Annotated in this window: 18 protein-coding genes, 1 tRNA gene, 1 other RNA gene and 1 pseudogene; 9 read left to right on the forward strand and 12 right to left on the reverse strand. The window is 64.1% G+C overall.

Annotated elements, in window-relative coordinates:
• Positions 1 to 510: a chemotaxis protein CheW gene (locus tag J7360_RS05020; RefSeq protein ID WP_003485975.1), complete on the forward strand. Its 510-nt coding sequence runs from the start codon at positions 1 to 3 to the stop codon at positions 508 to 510.
• 42 nt (positions 511 to 552) lie between these two features.
• Here the strand turns inward: J7360_RS05020 and J7360_RS05025 are convergent, their stop codons facing one another.
• From J7360_RS05025 to J7360_RS05045, 5 genes are all read right to left on the reverse strand, one after another.
• The gene (locus tag J7360_RS05025) at positions 553 to 1659 is read right to left on the reverse strand and encodes a sensor domain-containing diguanylate cyclase (RefSeq protein ID WP_176215017.1); all 1107 of its coding nucleotides are present in this window, start codon (positions 1657 to 1659) and stop codon (positions 553 to 555) included.
• A gap of 283 nt (positions 1660 to 1942) precedes the next feature.
• On the reverse strand, positions 1943 to 2119 hold the full coding sequence (locus tag J7360_RS05030) for a hypothetical protein (protein WP_042675596.1): 177 nt from the start codon (positions 2117 to 2119) through the stop codon (positions 1943 to 1945).
• Between the two features lie 260 nt (positions 2120 to 2379).
• Positions 2380 to 2613, reverse strand: coding sequence for an AlpA family phage regulatory protein (locus J7360_RS05035; RefSeq protein WP_244664086.1), 234 nt, complete (start codon positions 2611 to 2613; stop codon positions 2380 to 2382).
• A gap of 206 nt (positions 2614 to 2819) precedes the next feature.
• Complete coding sequence (locus J7360_RS05040) at positions 2820 to 3731, reverse strand: ParB N-terminal domain-containing protein (protein ID WP_017163762.1); 912 nt, start codon at positions 3729 to 3731, stop codon at positions 2820 to 2822.
• A gap of 174 nt (positions 3732 to 3905) precedes the next feature.
• On the reverse strand, positions 3906 to 4154 hold the full coding sequence (locus J7360_RS05045; RefSeq protein WP_343237337.1) for a helix-turn-helix transcriptional regulator: 249 nt from the start codon (positions 4152 to 4154) through the stop codon (positions 3906 to 3908).
• 147 nt (positions 4155 to 4301) lie between these two features.
• Here J7360_RS05045 and yecR point away from each other — a divergent pair, with 147 nt between their 5' ends.
• Entirely contained in the window at positions 4302 to 4625 is a 324-nt protein-coding gene (gene yecR, locus J7360_RS05050) for a YecR family lipoprotein (protein ID WP_065628148.1), read from the forward strand.
• Between the two features lie 286 nt (positions 4626 to 4911).
• Here yecR and J7360_RS05055 read toward each other — a convergent pair whose 3' ends face one another.
• From J7360_RS05055 to J7360_RS05070, 4 genes and pseudogenes are all read right to left on the reverse strand, one after another.
• A complete protein-coding gene (locus J7360_RS05055) occupies positions 4912 to 5883 on the reverse strand; it encodes a hypothetical protein (RefSeq protein WP_209033394.1) in 972 nt (323 codons plus the stop codon).
• A gap of 12 nt (positions 5884 to 5895) precedes the next feature.
• A pseudogene (locus J7360_RS05060) lies at positions 5896 to 7109 on the reverse strand (integrase arm-type DNA-binding domain-containing protein).
• A 173-nt stretch (positions 7110 to 7282) separates the two neighbouring features.
• Positions 7283 to 7358 (reverse strand) — tRNA-Ala (locus J7360_RS05065).
• A gap of 92 nt (positions 7359 to 7450) precedes the next feature.
• Positions 7451 to 7852, reverse strand: coding sequence for an H-NS family nucleoid-associated regulatory protein (locus tag J7360_RS05070; protein ID WP_003485983.1), 402 nt, complete (start codon positions 7850 to 7852; stop codon positions 7451 to 7453).
• A 220-nt stretch (positions 7853 to 8072) separates the two neighbouring features.
• On the opposite strand from J7360_RS05070, the gene J7360_RS05075 reads away from it, so the two are divergent.
• Positions 8073 to 8249: a DUF3606 domain-containing protein gene (locus tag J7360_RS05075; RefSeq protein ID WP_022559336.1), complete on the forward strand. Its 177-nt coding sequence runs from the start codon at positions 8073 to 8075 to the stop codon at positions 8247 to 8249.
• Positions 8250 to 8264: 15 nt separating this feature from the next.
• Complete coding sequence (gene ligD, locus J7360_RS05080; protein WP_057660929.1) at positions 8265 to 10883, forward strand: DNA ligase D; 2619 nt, start codon at positions 8265 to 8267, stop codon at positions 10881 to 10883.
• A 202-nt stretch (positions 10884 to 11085) separates the two neighbouring features.
• Here the strand turns inward: ligD and rnd are convergent, their stop codons facing one another.
• Entirely contained in the window at positions 11086 to 12177 is a 1092-nt protein-coding gene (rnd, locus tag J7360_RS05085) for a ribonuclease D (RefSeq protein ID WP_007965696.1), read from the reverse strand.
• Between the two features lie 207 nt (positions 12178 to 12384).
• Here rnd and J7360_RS05090 point away from each other — a divergent pair.
• The 3 genes from J7360_RS05090 (at position 12385) to J7360_RS05100 (ending at position 16055) form a co-directional block, all read left to right on the forward strand.
• A non-coding RNA gene (locus tag J7360_RS05090) (sX9 sRNA) lies at positions 12385 to 12460 on the forward strand.
• A gap of 75 nt (positions 12461 to 12535) precedes the next feature.
• Positions 12536 to 14281, forward strand: a complete 1746-nt coding sequence (locus J7360_RS05095) for a formylglycine-generating enzyme family protein (RefSeq protein WP_173362051.1) — start codon at positions 12536 to 12538, stop codon at positions 14279 to 14281.
• Positions 14282 to 14792: 511 nt separating this feature from the next.
• Positions 14793 to 16055: a virulence factor gene (locus J7360_RS05100; protein WP_057660930.1), complete on the forward strand. Its 1263-nt coding sequence runs from the start codon at positions 14793 to 14795 to the stop codon at positions 16053 to 16055.
• A 295-nt stretch (positions 16056 to 16350) separates the two neighbouring features.
• Here the strand turns inward: J7360_RS05100 and xseA are convergent, their stop codons facing one another.
• Positions 16351 to 17688, reverse strand: a complete 1338-nt coding sequence (gene xseA / locus J7360_RS05105) for an exodeoxyribonuclease VII large subunit (protein ID WP_057660931.1) — start codon at positions 17686 to 17688, stop codon at positions 16351 to 16353.
• Between the two features lie 146 nt (positions 17689 to 17834).
• The gene (queG, locus tag J7360_RS05110) at positions 17835 to 18902 is read right to left on the reverse strand and encodes a tRNA epoxyqueuosine(34) reductase QueG (RefSeq protein ID WP_007965702.1); all 1068 of its coding nucleotides are present in this window, start codon (positions 18900 to 18902) and stop codon (positions 17835 to 17837) included.
• A gap of 24 nt (positions 18903 to 18926) precedes the next feature.
• Between queG and J7360_RS05115 the strand changes: the two genes are divergently transcribed.
• Together J7360_RS05115 and tsaE are read left to right on the forward strand one after the other, a co-directional pair.
• Positions 18927 to 20414 carry an NAD(P)H-hydrate dehydratase gene (locus J7360_RS05115; protein ID WP_209033396.1) on the forward strand — a complete coding sequence of 496 codons (1488 nt, stop codon included), beginning with the start codon at positions 18927 to 18929 and terminating at the stop codon, positions 20412 to 20414.
• Entirely contained in the window at positions 20411 to 20911 is a 501-nt protein-coding gene (tsaE, locus tag J7360_RS05120) for a tRNA (adenosine(37)-N6)-threonylcarbamoyltransferase complex ATPase subunit type 1 TsaE (RefSeq protein ID WP_007965704.1), read from the forward strand. The genes J7360_RS05115 and tsaE overlap by 4 nt, the downstream gene beginning before the upstream one ends.
• Positions 20912 to 20960 lie beyond the last annotated feature (49 nt).

Raw genomic sequence — 20960 nt, forward strand, 5'->3', positions numbered from 1 at the left:
ATGACCGCACCGACGCTTGATGTGATGCCCGGCGACGCCGATGTCGCCGCGCAATATCTGACCTTCCAACTGGATGGCGAAACCTTCGCCACCAGCATTCTCGGCATTCGCGAGATCATTCAGTACCGCGCTCCCACACCGGTGCCGTCGATGCCGGATTGCGTGCGCGGGGTGATCAATCTACGCGGCGCGGTGGTGCCGGTGGTGGACCTGCAATCGCGCCTGGGGCGCGCGGACAGCGCGATCGGCAAACGCAGCTGCATCGTGATTCTGGCCACCGAGCAGGCGCAAGGCACGCAGGTGATTGGCGTGCTGGTGGATGCGGTCAATGCAGTGATCGAACTGGCCGACCAGGACATCGAGGCGGCGCCCTCGTTCGGCACGCATATCCGCCGCGACCTGCTGCGCGGCATGGGCAAGGTCGGCGAGCGCTTTGTGGTACTGCTGGAGATGGAGCAGGTGCTGCAGGTGGACGAGATCGCCGGAAATACCGACGCACTGGCGGCCTGAGCGACCGCCATGCCGCAGGGCGATCGGCGCAGGCTGCGTCGATCAGGCCCGCAGCTGCCAACCGTCGAAGCGGTGCACGTGGTTGCGGCCAGCGTCACGCGCCTGCTGCAACGCGTGCCGCGCACGGGCCAACAAGGTAGCGCTGTCGAGCGCGGTGGGCGTGGCAACATCCACCAGACCTGCGCTAAGCGTCAACGGGCCGGTCGGCCAGTGCGCGTCTGCTACCGCCTTGCGCACGCCTTCGGCAGCAGCAAGGGATGCAGATGCTGCGGTCGCCGGCAGCGCCACGCAGAATTGATCGCAGGCCAGGCGCGCCACGATTGCGGCAGGCGGAAGCTGCGCTTCCAGCAATGTAGCGACCTGCAGCAGGGTAGCATCGGCCGCTGCGGCGCCGGCTTGCAATTTTTGCCGCTTGAAGCCATCCAGTTCCAGCAGCATGAAACCCAGTGGCGCATCCGCGGCAGAGCTGGGCGCATCGGCAAGCGCGTGCAAGGCGTGCTCCAGCCCGGCGCGATTCCATCGCCCGGTGAGCGCATCGCGCAGCGCATCCAGCTCTACCAGCCGCGCGGCCTGTTGCAGTTCGAGGGTGCTGACGACTTGCCTGGCCAATGCTTGCAGCGCGTCGCGCTCGGCCACCGACAGTCGCCGCGGAACGCGATCCAGCACGCACAGGGTGCCCAGCGCGATGCCGTCCGGGGTCAACAACGGCGCGCCTGCATAGAAGCGGATCTGCGGCTCGCCTGTCACCAGCGCGTTGCCCACAAACCGCTCGTCCTGATGGGTGTCGCCGACTTCCATCACCTGATCGGGTTCGAGAATGGCGTGCGCGCAAAACGACAGCTCACGCGGCGTCTCGTTCTGCTGCATGCCGATCCTGGATTTGAACCATTGGCGATGCGTATCGACCAGTGAGATCAGCGCCATCGGCATCCAGCAGACTGCAGCTGCGATCGAGGTGAACGCGTCGTAGCTCGGCTCCGGTGCGGTGTCCAGCAGGCGGTAAGCATGCAGCGCCTCCACGCGCTCATCTTCGTTGGCCGGCAGGCGCGCTCCGATCGTGGCGTTGACGCCGCCTGGCAGCAACGTTGCGTGGAACAGGTTCAACGCGGGTGCCTCGGGTACCTGCATGCAAAACACCACCGGGAACAAGGCGCCATCAAGGCGATGAGGGTTAATGCGACAAGGCACTGGCCGATGCGATCGCTACCCTGGCACGGCACTGCTTCCCAGGGCAGCGGCATACCGGCGAGCGCCTGTCCGGATCTTGCCACAGGAGCGGCGTGGTTGGCCGGCGCCGGCTTTCTAGTTCCGTAGACGCAGCATTTTCAGCTGCGCGATAGGGCGCAACGCGCCGCCGACGATGCAGCACGGGGGCTCACCGCATCAGCGTTGCCGCGGAGCTGCCCGGTGCCAGATTGCAGGTTTGTCCAACTCACTTTCCCTGACCGGCCTTGCCAGTTGGGCGACGGCTTTGCTCGTCGTGCACCTTCAGATCTTCCTGGCCCGGGCGCTGCCTGGCGGCATCGTCGTGCCGGCGGTCTTGCTGGCTCTCGGTCACGCCGTGCGCATCGTCGGCGACCTCGTCGGGCTGTTGGTCTTTCTTGCTCATGGCGTGGGTCCGCTGTGGAGTGAAGCCGGACGTTAGCGCGCGCGATGTGATCTCCACGCCACGGCGACCGGCCCGCCTGCACCGCAGGTTGCCCCACAGCCCCCCTCAAAACGCGCAAGCCCCGGAAACATGAGGTTTCCAGGGCTCGTGCGTTTGACTCTATGGTGCGGAAGGCTCCCGAATAATACCTGCAAGTAGCTGTAATGCAATAAGTATTTCCGATGCGGTGAGTGCTGTTACCGCCATAGTTACCGCCAAGCTCATGCGGCTAGGCCCCGCGTACCATTGCGTGCGTCTACCGCTGCACTCATCCATGCGGCCACTTCTGTGGAGACCCATGCCGCAATGTTGCCACCGGGGAATTGTACTGGCTTCGGGAACTTGCCCGCAGCGGCCCAGGCATAGAGTGTGGACTTGCTCACGCCGACGGTGGCGATGACCTCGGGCAAGCGCATGAAATGATATGGCAGCGTCGTCTGTGGTTGAGTCGTCATGGCTTCCTTGAAATGAGAAAGGCCCGCTGCATGAGGTTGCAGCGAGCCTTTAGGTTGGTGTGGTGCCTGCCGTAGGGCAGCCTCCCTGGAGGGGGCGGCATGGGGGCGGCTGGGCCTTGGATGGTTGAAGTGACTGCCGCATAATTTCGCAGCGAAAACCTTTTTTCTTCTCCCGCCGGCAGGGCGGTCAAGTCAGGCTTGGGCTGTCAGTTGTCCAGATGTGCCGGTTGCGCTGGGACAGCGGGTGTCCCAATTGGGACAGGGCGGTATGGTGGTGGGCTGAAGTGAGCAAGAAGATCCACCGATGCGAGTTGATCTGTGGCATTCACCTCGTCGTTCGCCAGCATCTCAAGCGCTCTGGCGCGCACGGCTGGGGATGAGCCATCCACCAGCTTGACGATACTGCGCGCGACCTTCTCCGCATCCCGGTCTAACTGCTGCTGCTCGGTACTGGGCAAGCTTGTCTGCCATGGGCTGTTGGCTTCCCGCACGTATCGCCACCTCGGCCAGCCAGTGCCGGGGTCAATCGACAGTGAATTGAACTCCGTTGGGACCACGCGGGGCAGATAAGTCACCATGCTGCCGACGGTGTTCTTGCTGATGCCGAATCGGCCTGCGATAGAGCGTAACGATTCGCCCTTTGGAAGCTCGTTGGCGCCTCGTTGCGTCAGGATTGCAAGGTACTGCCAAGCGGCATCTCGGCATTGTTCTTTGTGGAGGGCGAGTGATCTGCCAGTGCAGTTCACCAGCTTCGAGACGGCGACGGCCGCATGCCAGTCCATCGGCAAGATGCTCGCGGGAATTGTGTCTCGACCAGCCTGTCTATAGGCAGTTAGGCGATGGTGTCCGTCTACGAGGTACAAGCCGGGGGCCACAGACTCTGCGTGCCCGATATCCGCTATCCACACAGGGTCAAGTTGTGTCTGTTCCGATACTTCTAGCGCTAATCGAAGGGTGGCGATGTGCTGCTCGCGGCCCTGCTCGATCCGGCCCTTGTCACGAATTGGAACTATGCGGGTCACTCTGGGCTGCAAAGCGTCAGCGAGCCGAACATAGCTGATAAGTAGATGCTGTTGAGGGGTGCACCTGAATCGCTCAAGTGCGGCGTCATAGTTCATTGCTGGCCTCCTATTCGAGTCGCGGGAGACGCGCATAACTTAGTCGGCATCATGCCGGTGAGTCTGTTCCGTGTGCCGAAGTCAAGCGCGTCTAGGACAGCGTTGTGTCCTATAGGGGTACCGAAATGAGCTTCCTTTAAAAATCAGGTGGTTAACGGAGCTAGGCAAGGGCTCTTAGGTTGACTTTTCCTGAGATGGAGGCTCCAGTAGTGAGGCTGGAGGAACGCCCAAAGCATCAGCAAGGCGGTAGATGTTCAGGAGCGCGATGTTGCGTTGCCCGCGCTCGACGCCACCCAGGTAGCTGCGTGCGAGCCCGCTCTCTAGTACGAGGCGTTCTTGGGAAAGTCCTCGGGCTCGTCTAACTTCGGCTAGTCGCAGTCCGAACATGGCGCGCGGATCGGTGGGCATCGCTTCCTCCAGCATTGGAGAACGATGCCGATGCGCCCTTTATCGGGCCACGCCCTATGAGTTCACCCTCTATGAGTGACATTAAAGGCGAGATGGGCCTATCATTCGATTGAGCGCGGAGCGCCCGCTCAGTGCAACAAGTCCAGAACAAGGTGACCCACGATGAAGTTGAAGTTTTGCAGCGTTGCCGGGGCCGCGCTTCTTCTCAGTGCGTGTGCTACTCATGCAGATTGGCTTGTGACCAAAGCCAGTCGCGCGGATGGTGTGGTAGCGCTTTCGTATGAGCGCAATGAGTTTCAGCGCCCCGACATGAGCGAGCAGCAGGCCGTGCAGCTTGCCGAGCAGAAGTGCAAAAACTGGGGCTATAAGGGAGCGGAGCCGTTCGGATCGCAGAGTGCCGAGTGTTTGTCACGCCGAGGCTTCGGAAACTGCGGATCAAGGCGCGTGACGATTGAATTCCAGTGCATCGGCAATCCAGGTAATTAATCTTGTTGCGCCGAAACCTACACGGGTCGCCAGATTTTTCGAGGTCAATCACGGGAACACTGCTTGCACTCCCACTTATCATGTTTGCACTTGGTGCAATTAGCACCCTTTCCAGTAGGCTGACATTGAGGTTGGGCAAAAAGCCCTGGCACTTGGTTGTGGTGCAGTTGGTTATGGGTCTTCTCGTGGCAGCACTTATAGCCTTTGCAATCGTGAGGATTTCCTCGACGCATTGAAATTTAAAATGATACAGATGACGGCTGTGGGCGGGTGCGCCTATGGAGTGCTAGCTCCTTTGGATAAGTTCGGCAATGTCCTTTAGTGGGCCAAGATTTAAGTGAATTGGAGGCAGGGTCTTTATTGGGCTTGTAGGGATAAATACATAGCGAAACTCCTCCTGATAGAGGTACTTGAAATGCTTGCAGGCAAAAACGCTCTTCGTCTTTTTTGAGGGGTGAAAAGGATCGAAGTAATGAACTGCGCATGGAACGAATCGCCAGCCACCAAGATGAGGACGAAGGGCCTGTATCAGCCTCCGTGAGTATTCGCCTACATCGCGGATTACCACTAACGAATCAGCATTGAAGTCGTCGAATAGACGTAGGCTCATGCCAAAGCTTGCGCACCACGCATAGTAATTCGTCTGCATGACGACTTTTTGCGGCCTCGGTGTTACAGAACCAAAGGAGTCAATGAGCCTAGTCTTGAATGGATCAAGAGAAAGTATCTCCTCATCAAAGGCATCTCCAGCCAGGTCGTAAGAAAGCTCGTCATCTGCGATCGCTGGAGCTAAAGAATCATCGTTGTAAAAGGAGGCGGGGGATACTCGGAGTTTTCCTTCGTCTACCAACTCCTGCATCCATTTCCTTTCGCCAAACTTAAAGAGATAGCGATGCTTTGGCTTTTCTTTAAAAAGAGACAAGATTGCCTCTGATGCGGGACTAACAGGTGCGGTCGGCTTCGGGGCTAAGGTCTCTTTGATTCCGCATTTAATGAATAGGCCTTGATACGACCCTGTTCTGAGGCGTGATTCTTCAAGAAGGTGAGAGAAGAGGCGCCACAGAAAATTGCCTGATTGCACGTTGCCTTGGACGCAACCTATCTTTCCGTTAGATTCCAGGGTCAGTATGTTCGATATGAGGTCGCGGGCACGCTGAGCTACTACCTCATCGCTTTGCTCCTGAAGGTAGCGGCGCTCCCTATATTCCTCATACCAGCGCATATAGAGTGATTGGTTCAAGTTTATCGGTTGCTGCATCTTCGCAACTCCTTAAGCGGTTCCCTTGAATAAGGGCGGCGCACTTCCGAGTCTGAGTATCTGTATGTAATCACTCCATGCTTGCATCATCTTTCGACGCTCGTCCAAATATTGCGCTTGATTATAAATGCCGCGAACTCCTGGCATCTTATGGGTTAGCGCCGACTCAATGGCATCCGGCGTCCAGCCCCCATTTCGTTTAGCAGCGTACTTGCCATGTGCCTGAAGCCATGGATGGTACTTTCATCCTTCTCAATGCCGCAGCGGCGGGCGGCTACGAGGATGGCATTTCCCGACATGTGCTTGCGAGGGTCCCGCCCACCAGGGAAAACGAACTCGCCGCGTCCGGTAAGAGGGTATAGGTCGCGCAGGATTTCCACAGCCTGAGTCGAAAGGGCGGCGATGTGGGTGCGCTTGGTCTTGGTCACGAAGTAGCGCCACTGTCCGGCGTCGAGGTCCAGTTCCGCCCACCTCATGCGGACAAGCTCGCCGGGTCTGGCGAACAGCAACGGTGCCAGTCGCAGGGCACTCCTGACCACTGGCCGACTGGTGCTGATGTCAATCTTCCGCAGCACGCCCGTAGCTTCCTCCGATGTGGTGGCAGCAGCGAACGGCATGGATCGCCAGGGAGTCAGCGCTCCTTTCAATGCACCTGTAGGATCGGCTTCGGCCCGGCCAGTACGCACTGCGTACCGAAAGACTGCGCCGCAGGTCTGCAAGGCTCGATGAGCGGTCTCGATGGCGCCTCGCTGTTCGATCCGCTCCAAGTGCTTCAGCAGTTCCGGGGCGGTAATGGCTGCGATGGGGCTGCTGCCGATCCAGGGAAAGATGTCGCTCTGCAAGCGGCGGATGATCTTGTCCGCGTACTGGGTACTCCAATCCTTTTGCTGCTTGGCGAACCACTCTCGGGCGATGACCTCGAAGCTGTTCGCTGCGGCGGCCTCCCCAGCGGCCTTGACGGCCTTCCGCTGTTCGCCTGGGTCTACCTTGGCCGCGAGCAGCCGACGCGCTTCCGCCAGCTTCTCCCGCGCATCTGCGAGGCTCACTTCGGGGTAGGTGCCGAATGACAGGGTGTTGCGCTTGCCGGTGACCGGGCGGCGGTAGTCGTAGCGCCACCAGCGTGCGCCGTCGGGTCGTAGTAGCAGATACAGGCCGTTGCCGTCGCGCAGCTTCTGAGGCGTTGCGAGACACTTCGTCCTACGAATGGTGGTATCGGTGAGAGGCATGGTAGCTCCTTGGCGGTAACAGGTTAGGGGATGCCCCAGCTACCGCCAAAATTACCGCCAGATACCGCCGGATTTGCGCGGTCTCGGCTAGACTACCTCGGAAACAAAAAAGGCCGGAAAGCCTTATGTCACAGTGCTTTCTGGCCTCGTTTGCACCGTCTAGGACGGCAAGATGGTGGAGCGGAAGGGGATCGAACCCTCGACCTTCGCGATGCGAACGCGACGCTCTCCCAGCTGAGCTACCGCCCCACGTGCTTCGATTCTAACCACAAGCCGCGCGGTTCGCCAAGCGAAGGAGGCGGCCGACGGTGCGAGGCGGCACCGTCGTGCGGGCTTTCGCCTTACTCGCGGACCAGCGGAAACTTCAGGTCCGGGTTCTTGGCCTTCCATTCCTTGTACGACACCGAACCTTCCCAGGCGGCGAAAGCCTTCGGCGTGCGACCACGACCGGACCAGGTTTCACCGGTGTGCGGCAGTTCGTACTTGGGCTTCACTTCGCTGCGGCCGCTCTTGACCACTTCCTTGCGCGCGGCAGTGGTGCCCAAGTAAGCGGCAATGTCGTTGCGCTGCTTGGTGTTGAAGTGACCGGCGAACTGTTCGAGCAGCGAAACGATGGTCGCATGCGCAGAGGATGCCTCGCTCGCGCGCTCGGTTTTCTCCTGTTCTTCCAGCTTCTGCAGTTCGTCCAGCAGCTTGGCTTTGGCTTGCGCGATGGAATCCAGTTTCGAAGAGGTATTGCTCACAGAGGTATGGCCTCGGAATAAAGAGTGGACACGCCGCCCGGAGGGCGCGCGGCATTATGGCATGTGGCCCGGGAACGGCCGTTATGGAGCAGGGGCTTGCACATGGCGTGAACAGGCCTTTCACGACGCCTGTTCGAACGCTTTCGCATTGTCGCTACGGGCGCTGCTGGGCCGAAGGCTCACGTTAGCAGACCCGACCACGACGATACAGGAGCATGTCATGAGTGACGACAAACGCAACGTCGGATCGCCAGACCGCGACCGCATCAACGTCAATGAAGCCTATGAGCTGCAGTACTGGACCAAGACCCTTGGCGTCAGTGCCGATGACTTGCGCGCGGCCGTGCAGAAGGTGGGGCCAATGGCCGCCAGCGTACGCCAGCACCTGGGCAAATAAGCGGAAAGGTCTGCCATGAGCCTGAGCGAATACCGCCGCAAGCGCAGCTTCGACAAAACCCGCGAGCCGGAGCCGGGCAAGACCCTGCCGCCGGGGCAGCGCGCGATCTTCGTGGTCCAGCTGCACCACGCCAGTCGCCGCCACTACGACTTTCGCCTGCAGGTGGGCGATGCGCTCAAGAGCTGGGCGGTGCCGAAGGGGCCAAGTTACGACCCCAAGGTCAAGCGGATGGCAGTGGAGGTGGAAGACCACCCGGTCGATTACGCCAGCTTCGAGGGCGAGATTCCCAGGGGCGAGTACGGCGGCGGGCACGTGGCGCAGTTCGATCATGGCGTGTGGGCCACCGCAGGCGACCCCGAAGCGCAGTTGGCCAAGGGGCATCTGCGCTTCGAGTTGTTCGGCAACAAGCTCAAGGGCGGCTGGCATTTGGTGCGCTCGGGCAAGCCGGCGCGGCAGCCGCAGTGGCTGCTGTTCAAAGAGGACGATGCCTACGCCGGCACATTGGAGGCCGACGACCTACTGGCCGACGTCGCTGCCGCGCCTGCCGACGATGTACGCCGCGCGGGTGCCGGCAAGACCCAGCGCAAGGCGCTGACGACCGTACCACCGCCAGCGGCGAAAAAGCGTGGTACCTGGGCGAAACAAGCGCTGGCGCTGAGCAATGCACGTCGCGCCGAGATGGAAGATGGCCCGTTTGCGCCGCAGCTGGCCAAGCTGGGGCAGTCCCCGCCCGAAGGCGCGCAGTGGCTGCATGAAATCAAATGGGACGGTTATCGCATCCTTGCCACTGTGACCAACGGCAAGGTGAGGCTGTGGTCGCGCAATGCATTGGAGTGGACCGACAAGACACCGGAAATTGCCGATGCCATCCAGTCGCTGGGGCTGCGCAGTGCGCAGATCGATGGCGAATTGATCGCCGGACGCGGCGCCAAGGAAGACTTCAACCTGCTGCAGGCCACCTTGTCCGGCGAACGCCAGGTGCCGCTGGCGCTGGCGGTATTCGACCTGCTGCATGTGGATGGGGTGGACATCGGCGAGGCACCGTTGCGCGAGCGCAAGCAGCTGTTGCAGCAGGTGCTGGAGGCTGCACCCCACACGCACCTGGCCTATAGCTCGCACGTCGAGGGCGACGGCACCGAGGCGTTCCGGGTGGCCGGCGAACAGCACTTCGAAGGCATCATTTCCAAGCGCGCAGATCGCCCGTATCGCGATGGGCGTAGCGACGATTGGCGCAAGACCAAGCAACTGGGCAGCCAGGAATATGCAGTGGTCGGCTACACGGCGCCCAAGGGCAGCCGCAGTGGTTTTGGCTCGCTGTTGCTGGCCACGCCGGACCCGGTGCACGGCTGGCTGTACGTCGGCCGTGTGGGCTCAGGTTTCTCCGATGCCTTGATGCGCGAGGTCACCCAGCAACTGGAAGGCGGTGGGCGCAAACCCACTGCGCATATTTCCACCGAAGATACCGACCTGCGCGGCGCCACCTGGTTTGCGCCGCGCTTTGTGGTGGAGGTGTTCTATCGCGGCATCGGTGGGCAACAGTTGTTGCGCCAGGCATCGTTCAAGGCGCTGCGTCCGGATAAACGCATTGCCGATCTGGCCGACAGCGATGCCGGAAATGGCCCGGCTACTTCGTCGTCTACCCCGCGTTGGGCAAAAACACGTGCTGTCAAAAACGCGGCAACCCAGGTGCCGAAACGTGCAGCGACGCGGGCAACAGCACCTGCGCGCAAATCTGCGGTTGCTACACCTGGCTCGGCTGCGCTGCCGACGCTGTCCAGCCCGACCAAGCTGATCTACCCGGATATCCGCGCGACCAAGGGCGATGTCTGGGATTACTACCAGGCGTTGATGGATCACCTGTTGCCGCAGATCGTGGGACGCCCGCTGTCCATCATCCGCTGCCCCAGCGGCGCAGAAAAACCGTGTTTTTTCCAGAAGCACCACACCGCCGGCCTCGAGCGTGTGAGCTCGGTCAAACTGACCGAAGAAACCGGCACCAATGCGTATTACCTGGTGGTCGAAGACGCACCTGGCCTGCTGGAGCTGGTGCAATTCAATGCGCTGGAATTCCATCCCTGGGGCTCGCATGCCGACCGCCCGGATGTGGCCGACCGGGTGGTCTTCGATCTTGACCCGGGCCCGGACGTGCCGTTCGCCGAGGTCAAACGTGCCGCCAACGATATTCGTAAGCTGCTGGCGCAATTGGAGCTGGAATCGTTCCTGCGTGTCTCTGGCGGCAAGGGGCTGCACGTGGTGGTGCCCCTGAACCCCGGCTGCGACTGGGAGGTGACCAAGCGTTTTGCCAAGGGATTTGCCGATGCCCTTGCGCAGTCCGAGCCGCAGCGGTTCATCGCCACTGCCACCAAGCGGCTACGCAACAAGCGCATCTTCGTGGACTACCTGCGCAACGGCCGTGGCGCCACGGCGGTCGCGTCCTATTCCTTACGCGGCCGCCCAGGGGCGCCGGTCGCGTTGCCGCTGGCGTGGTCGGACCTGTCCAAGCTGCAGCGCGCCGACGCATTCACCTTGCGCGATGTGCCGGAAAAGCTGCGCCGTCGGCGCAAGGACCCGTGGGCAGACATGGACCGCATTCGGCAGAACCTGGCGCGCTGGGCGGAGCAGGACGAGGACTGATGCGGTGCGATAGAGACTGCCGGCATCATCGCTGCGCAAACGCGGACGGTAGTCGAAATCGCCGCGCGACGCAGGCGCTTCGTAGTGTCCTGACGCATTGCACCACTGCTTGCGAGGCGGCATGCGCCGGTTCGGGGCCACTCGCGTGCACCTGACGAAAAGCCCGCATCGCTGCGGGCTCTGGCGTCATGCCGGCGCAATCCTACGCTGCTGTGTCTTCCAGCAGCGGCATCAACTGTGCTTCCAGCAGGGAACGGCGCCATTGGCCCAGCGCCGCAGGCCAGCTGCGCTGTTCCATCAAGGTTTCCAGGTGGCGGCGTGAGGCCAGCAGGCCGTCCGGCAGGCCGAGTTCGCGGCTCCGCTGCGCCACGGTGTCCTGCAGGCGCTTGAGTACAGCCTTGTTGCCGTCGGTGGCGGCCTGCGCCAGCGGCGCATGTTCTTCGTCCGGCAGCGGGGTGTTGAGTGCATCCCACACCGCGTTGGCGAGCTTGCGCGGCGCCTTGGGGAATTTATCGAACTGGCGCAGCAGGGTCTCCAGATCGGCGGGCGGGAACCGCGCCAGCTGGCTAGCCAGTTCGTTTTCCAGGATCCAGCTGCGCGGGCGATCGCTCTGCCGCGCCTGCAGGTCGCGCCAACGCAGCAGGCGCAGCAGCCGTCGTTGCGCCGCCGGTTCCAGGAATTGTGCGGCGCGCAGGCTTACATGCGGCCAGCGCTCGCCATCGTCGTGCTCCACCGTGGCGAGCAGGCGGTCGGCATCTTCGGCCAGCCACTCCAGACGGCCCTGCTCGGTGAGGCGGCGGGTGAGCTCGTCGTGGATCGCAAACAGATAGCGCACGTCATCGGCGGCATATTCCAGCTGCGCTGGCGACAGCGGGCGACGCATCCAGTCCGAGCGTGTTTCGCCCTTGGTCAGCAAGGTGCCGGTGACTTCCTGGACCAGTTTCTGGTAGCCCATGCCGCCACCGACACCGGCCAGCGCCGCGGCGATCTGGGTGTCGAACAACGGCCGCGGCAATGCGCCGCACGCGCATTTGAACGTGACCAGGTCTTCGCTGGCGCTATGCATCACCTTGACGATGTCGGTGGCGATCAACCACTCCTTGAGCGCCGCGTTCATGCCGGGGATCAGCGGGTCGATCAGCAGGATCTCCTCGCCGATGGCCATCTGCACCAGGGCCAGTTGCGGCCAGTAGGTGCGTTCGCGAATGAATTCGGTATCCAGGCCGATGCGCGATGGTCGCGCTGCCTGCAGGCGGTCAGTCAGCTCGGAGGGGTGGGTGATCCAATGGGGCACGTGATTTCCGTCGGCGGCAAGGGTTTGCGCAGAGCGCGCAGAATAGCCTAACGTCGCGATCGCCTGTCGTGCGGCAGAGCACTGGAAGGAGCAGGTGGTGGGTGAGTGCGGTGACCGGATGGCAGCGTGGGCAATGGTTGCGCTGAGGGCGACTGGCGAAACTCCTGCGCAGCCAGCAGGCGGGCGCGGCCGGGGTGCGGACTCGGCATGTGACACGCATACATTCCGGTTCCCGCGCGCCGGCCACACCTGCCCGAGGGCCGCTCGTTACGTTTTGTTGGCCGCCCTTAGTGTGTGCGCCTGTTCGCGCACACCGACGCCCGCGCCTGCGGTCGCCCCGCAACCGGCGCCTGCCGCCGTGCCGAGCAAGCCGAACGTTTCCATCGGCGGCGAAGAATCCGCCGAAACCGTGGCGCAATGGCAACCGCCGGCGGTGGAGTTGGGCGACGAGCCCCTGGCACAGGTGCGCAAGCGCGCCGACCAGGCATTGCGGGAAGACCGCCTGTATCGCGATGCCGGCGATGCGATCCCGTTGTATCTGGCGATTCAGCAGCGCGCCGGTGGCAAGGATGCAGCCAGCCGTCGCGGCCTGGAGCAGGCGCGTGGCCGGTTGCTCGAACGCGGCGCGGCGCTGATCGAACAAACCGAGCGCCAGGACGATGCGTTGGAACAGGCGCGTGAAGTGGCCTTCGTGGCGCTCGCCCTTTCGCCACAGGACCCGAAGGTGCGCGCACTGCAGCGCGAGGTGGAAACCGCGCAGCGCGTGCTTGCGTTCAACCGCGCCGGCGAAGAAGACCTGCGCGGCGGGCGGCTGGGCGAGGACGGCAACGGGGCGCTGGTGAATTTTCGCGATGCCGCGCAATTGGATCCCGACAACCCGCGCACCCGGCAGGGCCTGGCCGCCGTGGAAAGCGGGCTGCTGGGGCGCGCCGAACAGGCGGCACAGGCAAGCGATTTCATCGGTGCCCGGTATTGGCTGCAGATGGCCGGGCAGGTACGCGACCGTGCGCCCACCATCGCCGATGCGCGCGCGCGGGTCGAACGCGTGCGCCGGGCGCAGATCGCTGCGTTGCACGACGCCGGTCTGCACGACCTCACCTCGCCGCGCGGGCTCAAGGCGGCCGGCGAGAAACTTGCCGAAGTGCTGCGCATCGCTGACCCCGGGGACCCGGTGGCCGGCGATCTACGCCGCCGGCTGGAACTGGCCACGCATTACGGCAGCTTCCGTCCCGGGCAGGTGTTCACCGACGGGCTCAAGGTCGGCGGGCGCGGGCCGCAGATGATCGTGGTGCCGCATGGCGCATTCCAGATGGGAGCCGGCGATGCCGAACCGGGCGCATCCGACAACGAGCGCCCCGCCCATTACGTGCGCTTCGCGCGCGGCTTTGCGTTGTCGATCACCGAGGTCACGGTTGCCGAGTTCCGCCAGTTCGTCGAAGCCACCGGCGCGCGCCCGCGTGCCACCCGGCGCGGGCATTCGGTGGTCTACGACGAGCGCAGCGGCAACTTCATCCGCCGCAGCGGTGTGGATTGGCAGTCCGACTACAACGGCGCCCAGGCCGCGCCCAACAGCCCGGTGATGCACGTGAGCATTCGCGACGCCGAAGCGTATGCGTCCTGGCTGTCGGAACAGACCGGCCGCCATTACCACGTGCCCAGCGAGGCCGAGTTCGAGTATGCGGTGCGTGCCGGCACCACCGGACGTTACCCGTGGGGCAATGCAGGCTCGCCGCCGGCCGACGCCGGCAATTTCACCGGCGGCAACGACGTCTCGCGCAGCGGCCGGCACTGGAACAACGGCTTCGTCGGCTACGGCGATGGCTTTTGGGGCCCGGCGCCGGTCGGCAGTTTTCGCGCCAACGCCTGGGGTCTGCACGACATGGGCGGCAACCTGAGCGAATGGGTGGCCGACTGCTGGCACGCCAGCTACCGCCGTGCACCGGCCGATGGCGCTGCCTGGTACAACCCGGGCTGCCGGCAACGCATGATCCGCGGCGGCAGCTGGGCCAATTCGCCGCAACAGACGCGCGCGGCCTGGCGGCAGTCGCAGGACTCTGACACCACCAGTGCCCGTATCGGCTTTCGCGTCGCACGCGGAATCTAGCGACGACCGGCAGCGGATGGGCGTGTCGAGCGCGTCCCGCGCGACTGCCGCCTTCGGCTTGCCGTCGCTGTCGCCGCGAGCGCTTTCGGATCGGCCCTGCGACCTGGGGGAGGTCTCGGCGGGGAAGTGTTCGTTCCGACAAAGGCGGCCGGGCGGGGCGCGGCTGGACGAGCCGGGCATCTCGCTTGCACGACGAGAAAGGATTGCCAGAACAGCGCTGCAGTCGCGCCAGTGCCTTTGGTGATCGAGTGCGCGCGGGCTGCGTTTGGATCCCTCATGGCCATCCAATAACGTTCCCAGGACGACCGCTGAGTGCGGAAGTTTCCGAGGCGGCAATTTCCGGCCGTCAGCCGTGCAGCGGGCGCCCGCGGGCAACGCGCTGCACCGATCATGCGTCATGCGCAAGGTAGGGTTCAGATGGCTTAACAGCAACGAACACCGCGTGCAATCGCGGTGAAATCGGTCGTGTCTGCTGTGGTCAAATCGCAACCGCTAACCAGGGACTGCCGTCATGGGCATGGGGATCAAAATGTTTCGTTGGGTGATTGCGATCTTGCTGATCGGCGGCAGCGGCTATGCCGTGGCGCGGCATCTGCAGGACAGTAATACGGCTGGCCATTACGGCTCGGTCGAAGTTATCCGTCCGGAGGGCACGCCCAAGGCAATGGTGATCCTGCTGCCCGACAGCGATCATCCTCAAGACAGCCAGAAGCTGGCCGACATGCTGAGCAACGATGGCGCGCTGGTGGCAGTGGTGGACACCGCCAACTATCGCGAACGCGTGCGCTCCCACCAAGCCGCCTGCAGCTCGCTGGCCGACGATGCCGAGCGACTGGGCAAGAAATTGTTGCGCGCCGAACGTGTCGATGCGTTCCTGCCGCCGGTGTTGGTGGGGCAGGGCGATGGCGCGGTGCTGGCGCGCCAGGCAGTGGCCTCAGCCGCGCCCGACGTGCTGGGCGGTGCGGTGGTTGCCGACGCCGGTACCAAGGATCCAGGCCTGGCGTGCTCGCGCGATCTGCCCAATGCCAGTCAGGGCTTCCTGGACGATCTGGCCGACGCATCCAGCCCAATGCAGATCGCAGCGGCCACACGCGGGCACTTCCTGGCTGCGCAGTCGCAAGGCCTAGGCGATTTGCCGCTGGTGGAAATGCACGCGCCCGGCAGCGACCGTCTGGTGGTGATGCTGTCCGGCGATGGCGGCTGGCGCGAACTGGATAAAGGCATTGCCGCGCAGCTGCAGCAACAGGGCGTGTCGGTGGTGGGCTGGAATAGCCTGCGCTACTTCTGGGGCAGCCGCACGCCGCAGCAGGTTGGTGCGGATCTGGATCGAGTGATCGCCAGCTATCGCCAGCGTTGGCATATCCAGCACGTCGCCCTGGTGGGGTATTCGTTCGGTGCCGATGTGTTGCCGTTCGCCTATCCAGAACTGTCGCCGCAGCAACGCGCCTCGGTGCAGTTCGTCAGCCTGCTCGGCCTAGGCCACGAGGCTGACTTCAAGGTGCGCGTGGGTGGGTGGCTGGGCTGGCATAACGACGCCGAGCGCGATGTGGAGCCGGCCATCCAGGCGCTGGACGCGCACCGCCTGCAATGCATCTACGGCGACGAAGAAAAGGACACGCTGTGTCCGGAGCTGCGCGCACGCGGCGTGCAGGTGCTGGCGCGCCCGGGTGGGCATCACTTCGACCACGATCCGGTGGTGCTGGCCAATCTGCTGATGGAGGGCTGGCAGCATGCAGCGCAGACGCCGATCGCGGAAGCGGCGAGCCGCTCCTAATGCCGCTTGCAACCAGCAAAGCGTTGCATAACGTGTTCTAGAGCGGTTGATCGACACGCAATGATTGCCACCGAGCACCTTCCACCATGCGAAGGTGCTCGACGCTGAAGCACGGCTGGCGGCCCTGCTTCATCGAAATCCCGGATTCGTCCGCCCCTTTGGCGTGTTAAAAGGCGCTCTCCGGCGCCGCGCAGACCCGCCTGGCATTCCGTGGAATGGGCCCCTTCGAAGAGTTCATGTCAGCGCTGAGCGCCGGCATTGCTGCAGGAACCACGGTGTCGCGCATTGCTTGCGGTCAGCTTTCGCCAGACTCCACGCGCACCTCGATACTGCCATCGGCCAGCTGCGCGCGCAGGCGTTCGCCCGTGACCACCTCGGCAGCGTTGCGCACCACGCTGCCATCGGCAGGGCGGGTCACGATGGCGTAGCCGCGTGCGACTGTGGCCAGTGGGCTGACCGCTTCCAGCGAGCGTGCAATGCTGCGTAATTGCAGCTGATCATGCTGCAGGCGACGTTGCATCGTCGCCTGCGGATGCAGTGCCCGCAGGCGTTGTTGCAAGCCGGCCAGATGACGTTGCGGGTTGTGCGATTGCAGCTGTGCTTGCCCACGCTGTACACGCGCCTGCAAGCGTTCGAGCACGTGCATCATGCGCGCACGCAGCTGGCGACCGGCGTCTTCCTGGCGGCGATGGAACAGTTGCAAGCGCGCCTGCGGGCTCTGCACACGCAGCCGCAGTGCCAGGCGGTCTGCGCGTTGCATGGCATTGCCCAAGGCGTGTTGCTGCAGTTGGGTCATGCGTGCCTGCGCACGCCGCACGCGCGCGACCAGCTCGCGTTGATCGGGTACCAGCAATTCGGCCGCGACCGAGGGCGTGGGTGCACGTACGTCGGCGACGAAATCGCTGAGGCTGAAGTCGGTCTCGTGGCCGACTGCAGACACCACCGGCGTCTGCGCGGCGGCGATGGCGCGCGCCAGGCGTTCGTCGTTGAAGGCCCACAGATCTTCCAGCGAGCCGCCACCGCGGGTGATCAGGATAACGTCGTAGCGCCCGGAGGCATCGGCGCGTTGCAGCAGTGAGGTGATCTGTGCCGCAGCGCTGTCGCCTTGCACCAGCGAAGGCAGCAGGTCCACTTCGAGCAGCGGAAAACGCCGCGCCAGCACGCTGAGCACATCGCGCACCGCCGCGCCGCTGGGCGAGGTGATCACCGCCAGCCGCTGCACATGCGCAGGCAGTGCCTGCTTGCGCTCTGCATCGAACAGGCCTTCGGCGGCAAGACGCGCGCGCAGTTCGTCGAAGGCGCGACGCAAGGCGCCTTCGCCGGCTTCTTCCAGATGGTCGAGCACCAGCTGATAGTCGCCGCGCGCTTCGTACAGGGTCAGGCGCCCGCGCGCGAGCACGCGCAGGCCTTCGCGCGGCTGGAATTTCAGCCAGGTGCTCTTGGGCTTGAACATCGCGCAGCGGATCTGCGCGCGCGCGTCCTTGAGCGTGAAATACAGATGTCCCGACGAGGGCCGGGTGACGCTGCTCAGTTCGGCTTCCACCCACACCAGCGGGAAACTGCCTTCCAGCAGGTCGCGCGCCAGTGAATTGAGCTGGCTGGGTGTGAGGATCTGTTCGTTGCGGTCGGCCATCGCTGCATTATCCCGTAGCGACGACGGTGATGGGTGATTGGCCGGCGAACGCCGTTGGCACAGTGCCGCAGCGTTGGCCACGTGCACGTGCACGTGCAGGCCGCAGCTGCCGCATGCGCAACGCACTCACAAGTGGCCTGTGCCGGTCAAAGACCGTGTTGCGCCAGCGCCCAGCCAACGTGTTCGCGCACCAGCGCCGAGTCGTCGTCGCGACGTGCTTCCAAGGCGGCCAGCACCTCTGGCGTACCAGACGCATTGCCCAGGCCCACGGCAATGTTGCGCAGCCAGCGCTCGTGTCCGCTGCGGCGGATCGGGCTGCCCTCGGTGCGACGCAGGAATTCGTCCTCATTCCAGGCGAACAGTTGCGGCAGCGTGGCCACGTCCAGGTCGTTTCGGGCGCGGAAATCGGCTTCGTCGGTGCGCTTGGCGAACTTGTTCCAGGGACAGATCAGCTGGCAGTCGTCGCAGCCGAAGATGCGGTTGCCGATCGGCTTGCGCATGTCTTCGGGAATTGCGCCGTCGTGTTCGATGGTGAGGTATGCGATGCAGCGGCGCGCATCCAGCCGGTAGGGCGCGATGATGGCTTGCGTGGGGCAGATGTCGATGCAGCGCGTGCAGGTGCCGCAATGCGCGGTGGCGGGCGTGTCGATCGGCAGTGGCAGGTCGAGGTAGATCTCGCCGAGAAAGAACCACGAGCCGCCGTTGCGATCGATCAGGCAGGTGTGTTTACCGATCCAGCCCAGCCCTGCATTGCGCGCCAACGCGCGCTCCAGCACCGGCGCCGAGTCGACGAACACGCGGAAACCGAATGCGCCAATTTCGCCCTGGATACGCTCGGCCAGCTTCTGCAGCCGGTTGCGCATCAGCTTGTGGTAATCGCGCCCTAGCGCGTAGCGCGCCACATAGGCGCGGTTGCCGTCGTGCAAGGTGTTCCAGGCCTCGGCGTCGTCCTTGCGGCCGTAATCCATGCCAACCGACAACACGCGCAGGGTGCCGGGCACTAACTCTTGCGGGCGCGAGCGTTTGTCGCCGTGCTGGGCCATCCAATGCATGGTCCCGTACAGGCCTTCTTCCAGCCAGCTGCGCAGATGCACCTCGTCCTCGCCCAGCTCAATGCCGGTAATGCCGCAGCGTTGAAAGCCGGCTTCGCGCGCAAGCACGCGAATGCGCGCAGCGGCATCGGCAGGGTCGGGGCGGGCAAGAACGGCAGACATGGCGACAAGTATAGAATTCCCGGCATGTACGCACCGCTCCCTCTTTACGACACTGCCGCCGCGCGCACGCTCGATGCGCAGGCCACCACGCTGCTCGGCGGCGACGGCTACACCCTGATGCAACGCGCCGGGCAGGCGGCCTGGCAGTGCTTGCTGGAACGCTGGCCGCAGGCGCGCCGCCTCGTGGTGGTGTGCGGCACCGGCAACAATGGGGGCGACGGCTATGTGCTGGCGCGCCTGGCACACCGCGCAGGGCGTCAGGTCCGCGTGGTGCACCTGCCCGAACACGACCCGGGCTCGGACCTGGCGCAGCGCGCTTGTACCGACTACCTCGCCGTCGGTGGTGCAATCGAATTGTTTCCGTATACGCTGGCACAGGCCGATGTGATCGTCGATGCGCTGTTCGGCATCGGCCTGAATCGCGCACCGGACGATGCGACCGCCGCCTTGATCGACGCCATCAACGCGGCGGGCGTGCCGGTGTTTGCGCTGGATGTGCCCAGCGGCATCGATGCCGACCATGGGGTGGCCTTCGGTGCGGCGGTACGCGCAGCACTGACCTTGCAGTTCATCGTGCCGCATCTGGGGCTCTACACCGGCGATGCGCTGGAACACGCCGGCGAGCGTGAAGTGGCTTCGCTGGAGGTGCCGGTTTCAGCATTCGACGGGCTCACGCCAGTCGCACACAGCTGGAACAGCGATGCCCTGGCGGCGCAATTGCGCCCACGTCGCCGCAACACGCACAAGGGCGAATCCGGGCGGGTGCTGTGCGTGGGCGGCAATCTCGGCAGCGGTGGCGCGATCATGCTGACCGCCGAAGCGGCGTTGCGCAGCGGCGCCGGGTTGGTGCAGGTCGCAACGCACGCCGAGCATGTCACGCCACTGCTGGCGCGCTGCCCCGAAGCGATGGCGCGTGCCGTGCAGGCCAATGACGACATCGCCACACTGGCCGAGGCGGCGGATGCAGTCGCGCTCGGGCCCGGGCTAGGGCAGGACGAGTGGGCGCAGGCATTGTGGCGCGCAGCGCTGGGCGCCGCCACGGCGGTGGTGCTCGATGCCGATGGGCTGAATCTGCTGGCCGCCAACGACGTTCCGGTGCGTGGTCCGCGCGTCTTGACGCCGCACCCGGGCGAAGCCGGGCGTCTGCTGGGCCTGTCGACCCGGCAGATTCAGCGCGATCGTCCGTCCGCTGCTGCGGCACTTGCAACACGCTACGACGCAGTGGTCGTGCTCAAGGGCGCCGGCACCGTGGTCGCGTCGCCAGGTCACTTGCCGCGCATCATCGACGCAGGCAATCCCGGCATGGCGGTCGGCGGCATGGGCGATCTGTTGACCGGCGTCATCGCGGCCTTGCTGGGGCAGGGCTTCTCGCCATTCGATGCCGCCAGTCTTGGCGCCTTGCTGCACGCCTGTGCCGGCGATGCGGCAGCGCATGCAGGCGAGCGCGGCCTGCTGCCCACCGACCTGCTTCCCGAGCTGCGCCGCCTCGCCAACGCTGGAGCCATCGCATGATCGACCTCGACGGACAACTGCACGACGTGCAGGCCACCGAAACCCTGGGCCAAGCGCTGGCCGCAGCGCGACCGGCGAGCGCGGTGGTGCAGTTGCATGGCGACCTGGGCGCGGGAAAGTCCACGCTGGCGCGCGCGCTGCTGCGCGCACTCGGTGTCACCGGGCCGATCCGCAGCCCCACCTATACCCTGGTCGAACGTTATCCGCTGAGTACTGGCGATGAAGCCTGGCATCTGGATCTGTATCGCATCGGCCACGCCGGAGAGCTGGACTTTCTCGGGCTCGACGAGGGCAGTGCGAGCTTGTGGCTGGTCGAATGGCCGGAGCGCGGCGTCGGCGTGCTGCCGCCGGTCGATCTGGACGTTGAACTGGCGGTGGTCGGCGAAGGCCGCAGCGTTCGGTTGCTGGGCCGCAGTGCGATCGGGCATGCCTGGATGGAAAGACTGTCACGGCAGCCCCAGTTGCAGCCCCTTTTTGCCGCCGCACGAGAAGAATGAACGCCAGGTTATGGATTATTAAGGGAAATTGCCTTGCAATTCACGCAGT

The sequence above is a fragment of the Xanthomonas sp. D-99 genome, assembly GCF_017746145.1.
GTDB classification, from domain to species: Bacteria; Pseudomonadota; Gammaproteobacteria; order Xanthomonadales; family Xanthomonadaceae; genus Xanthomonas; species Xanthomonas cissicola.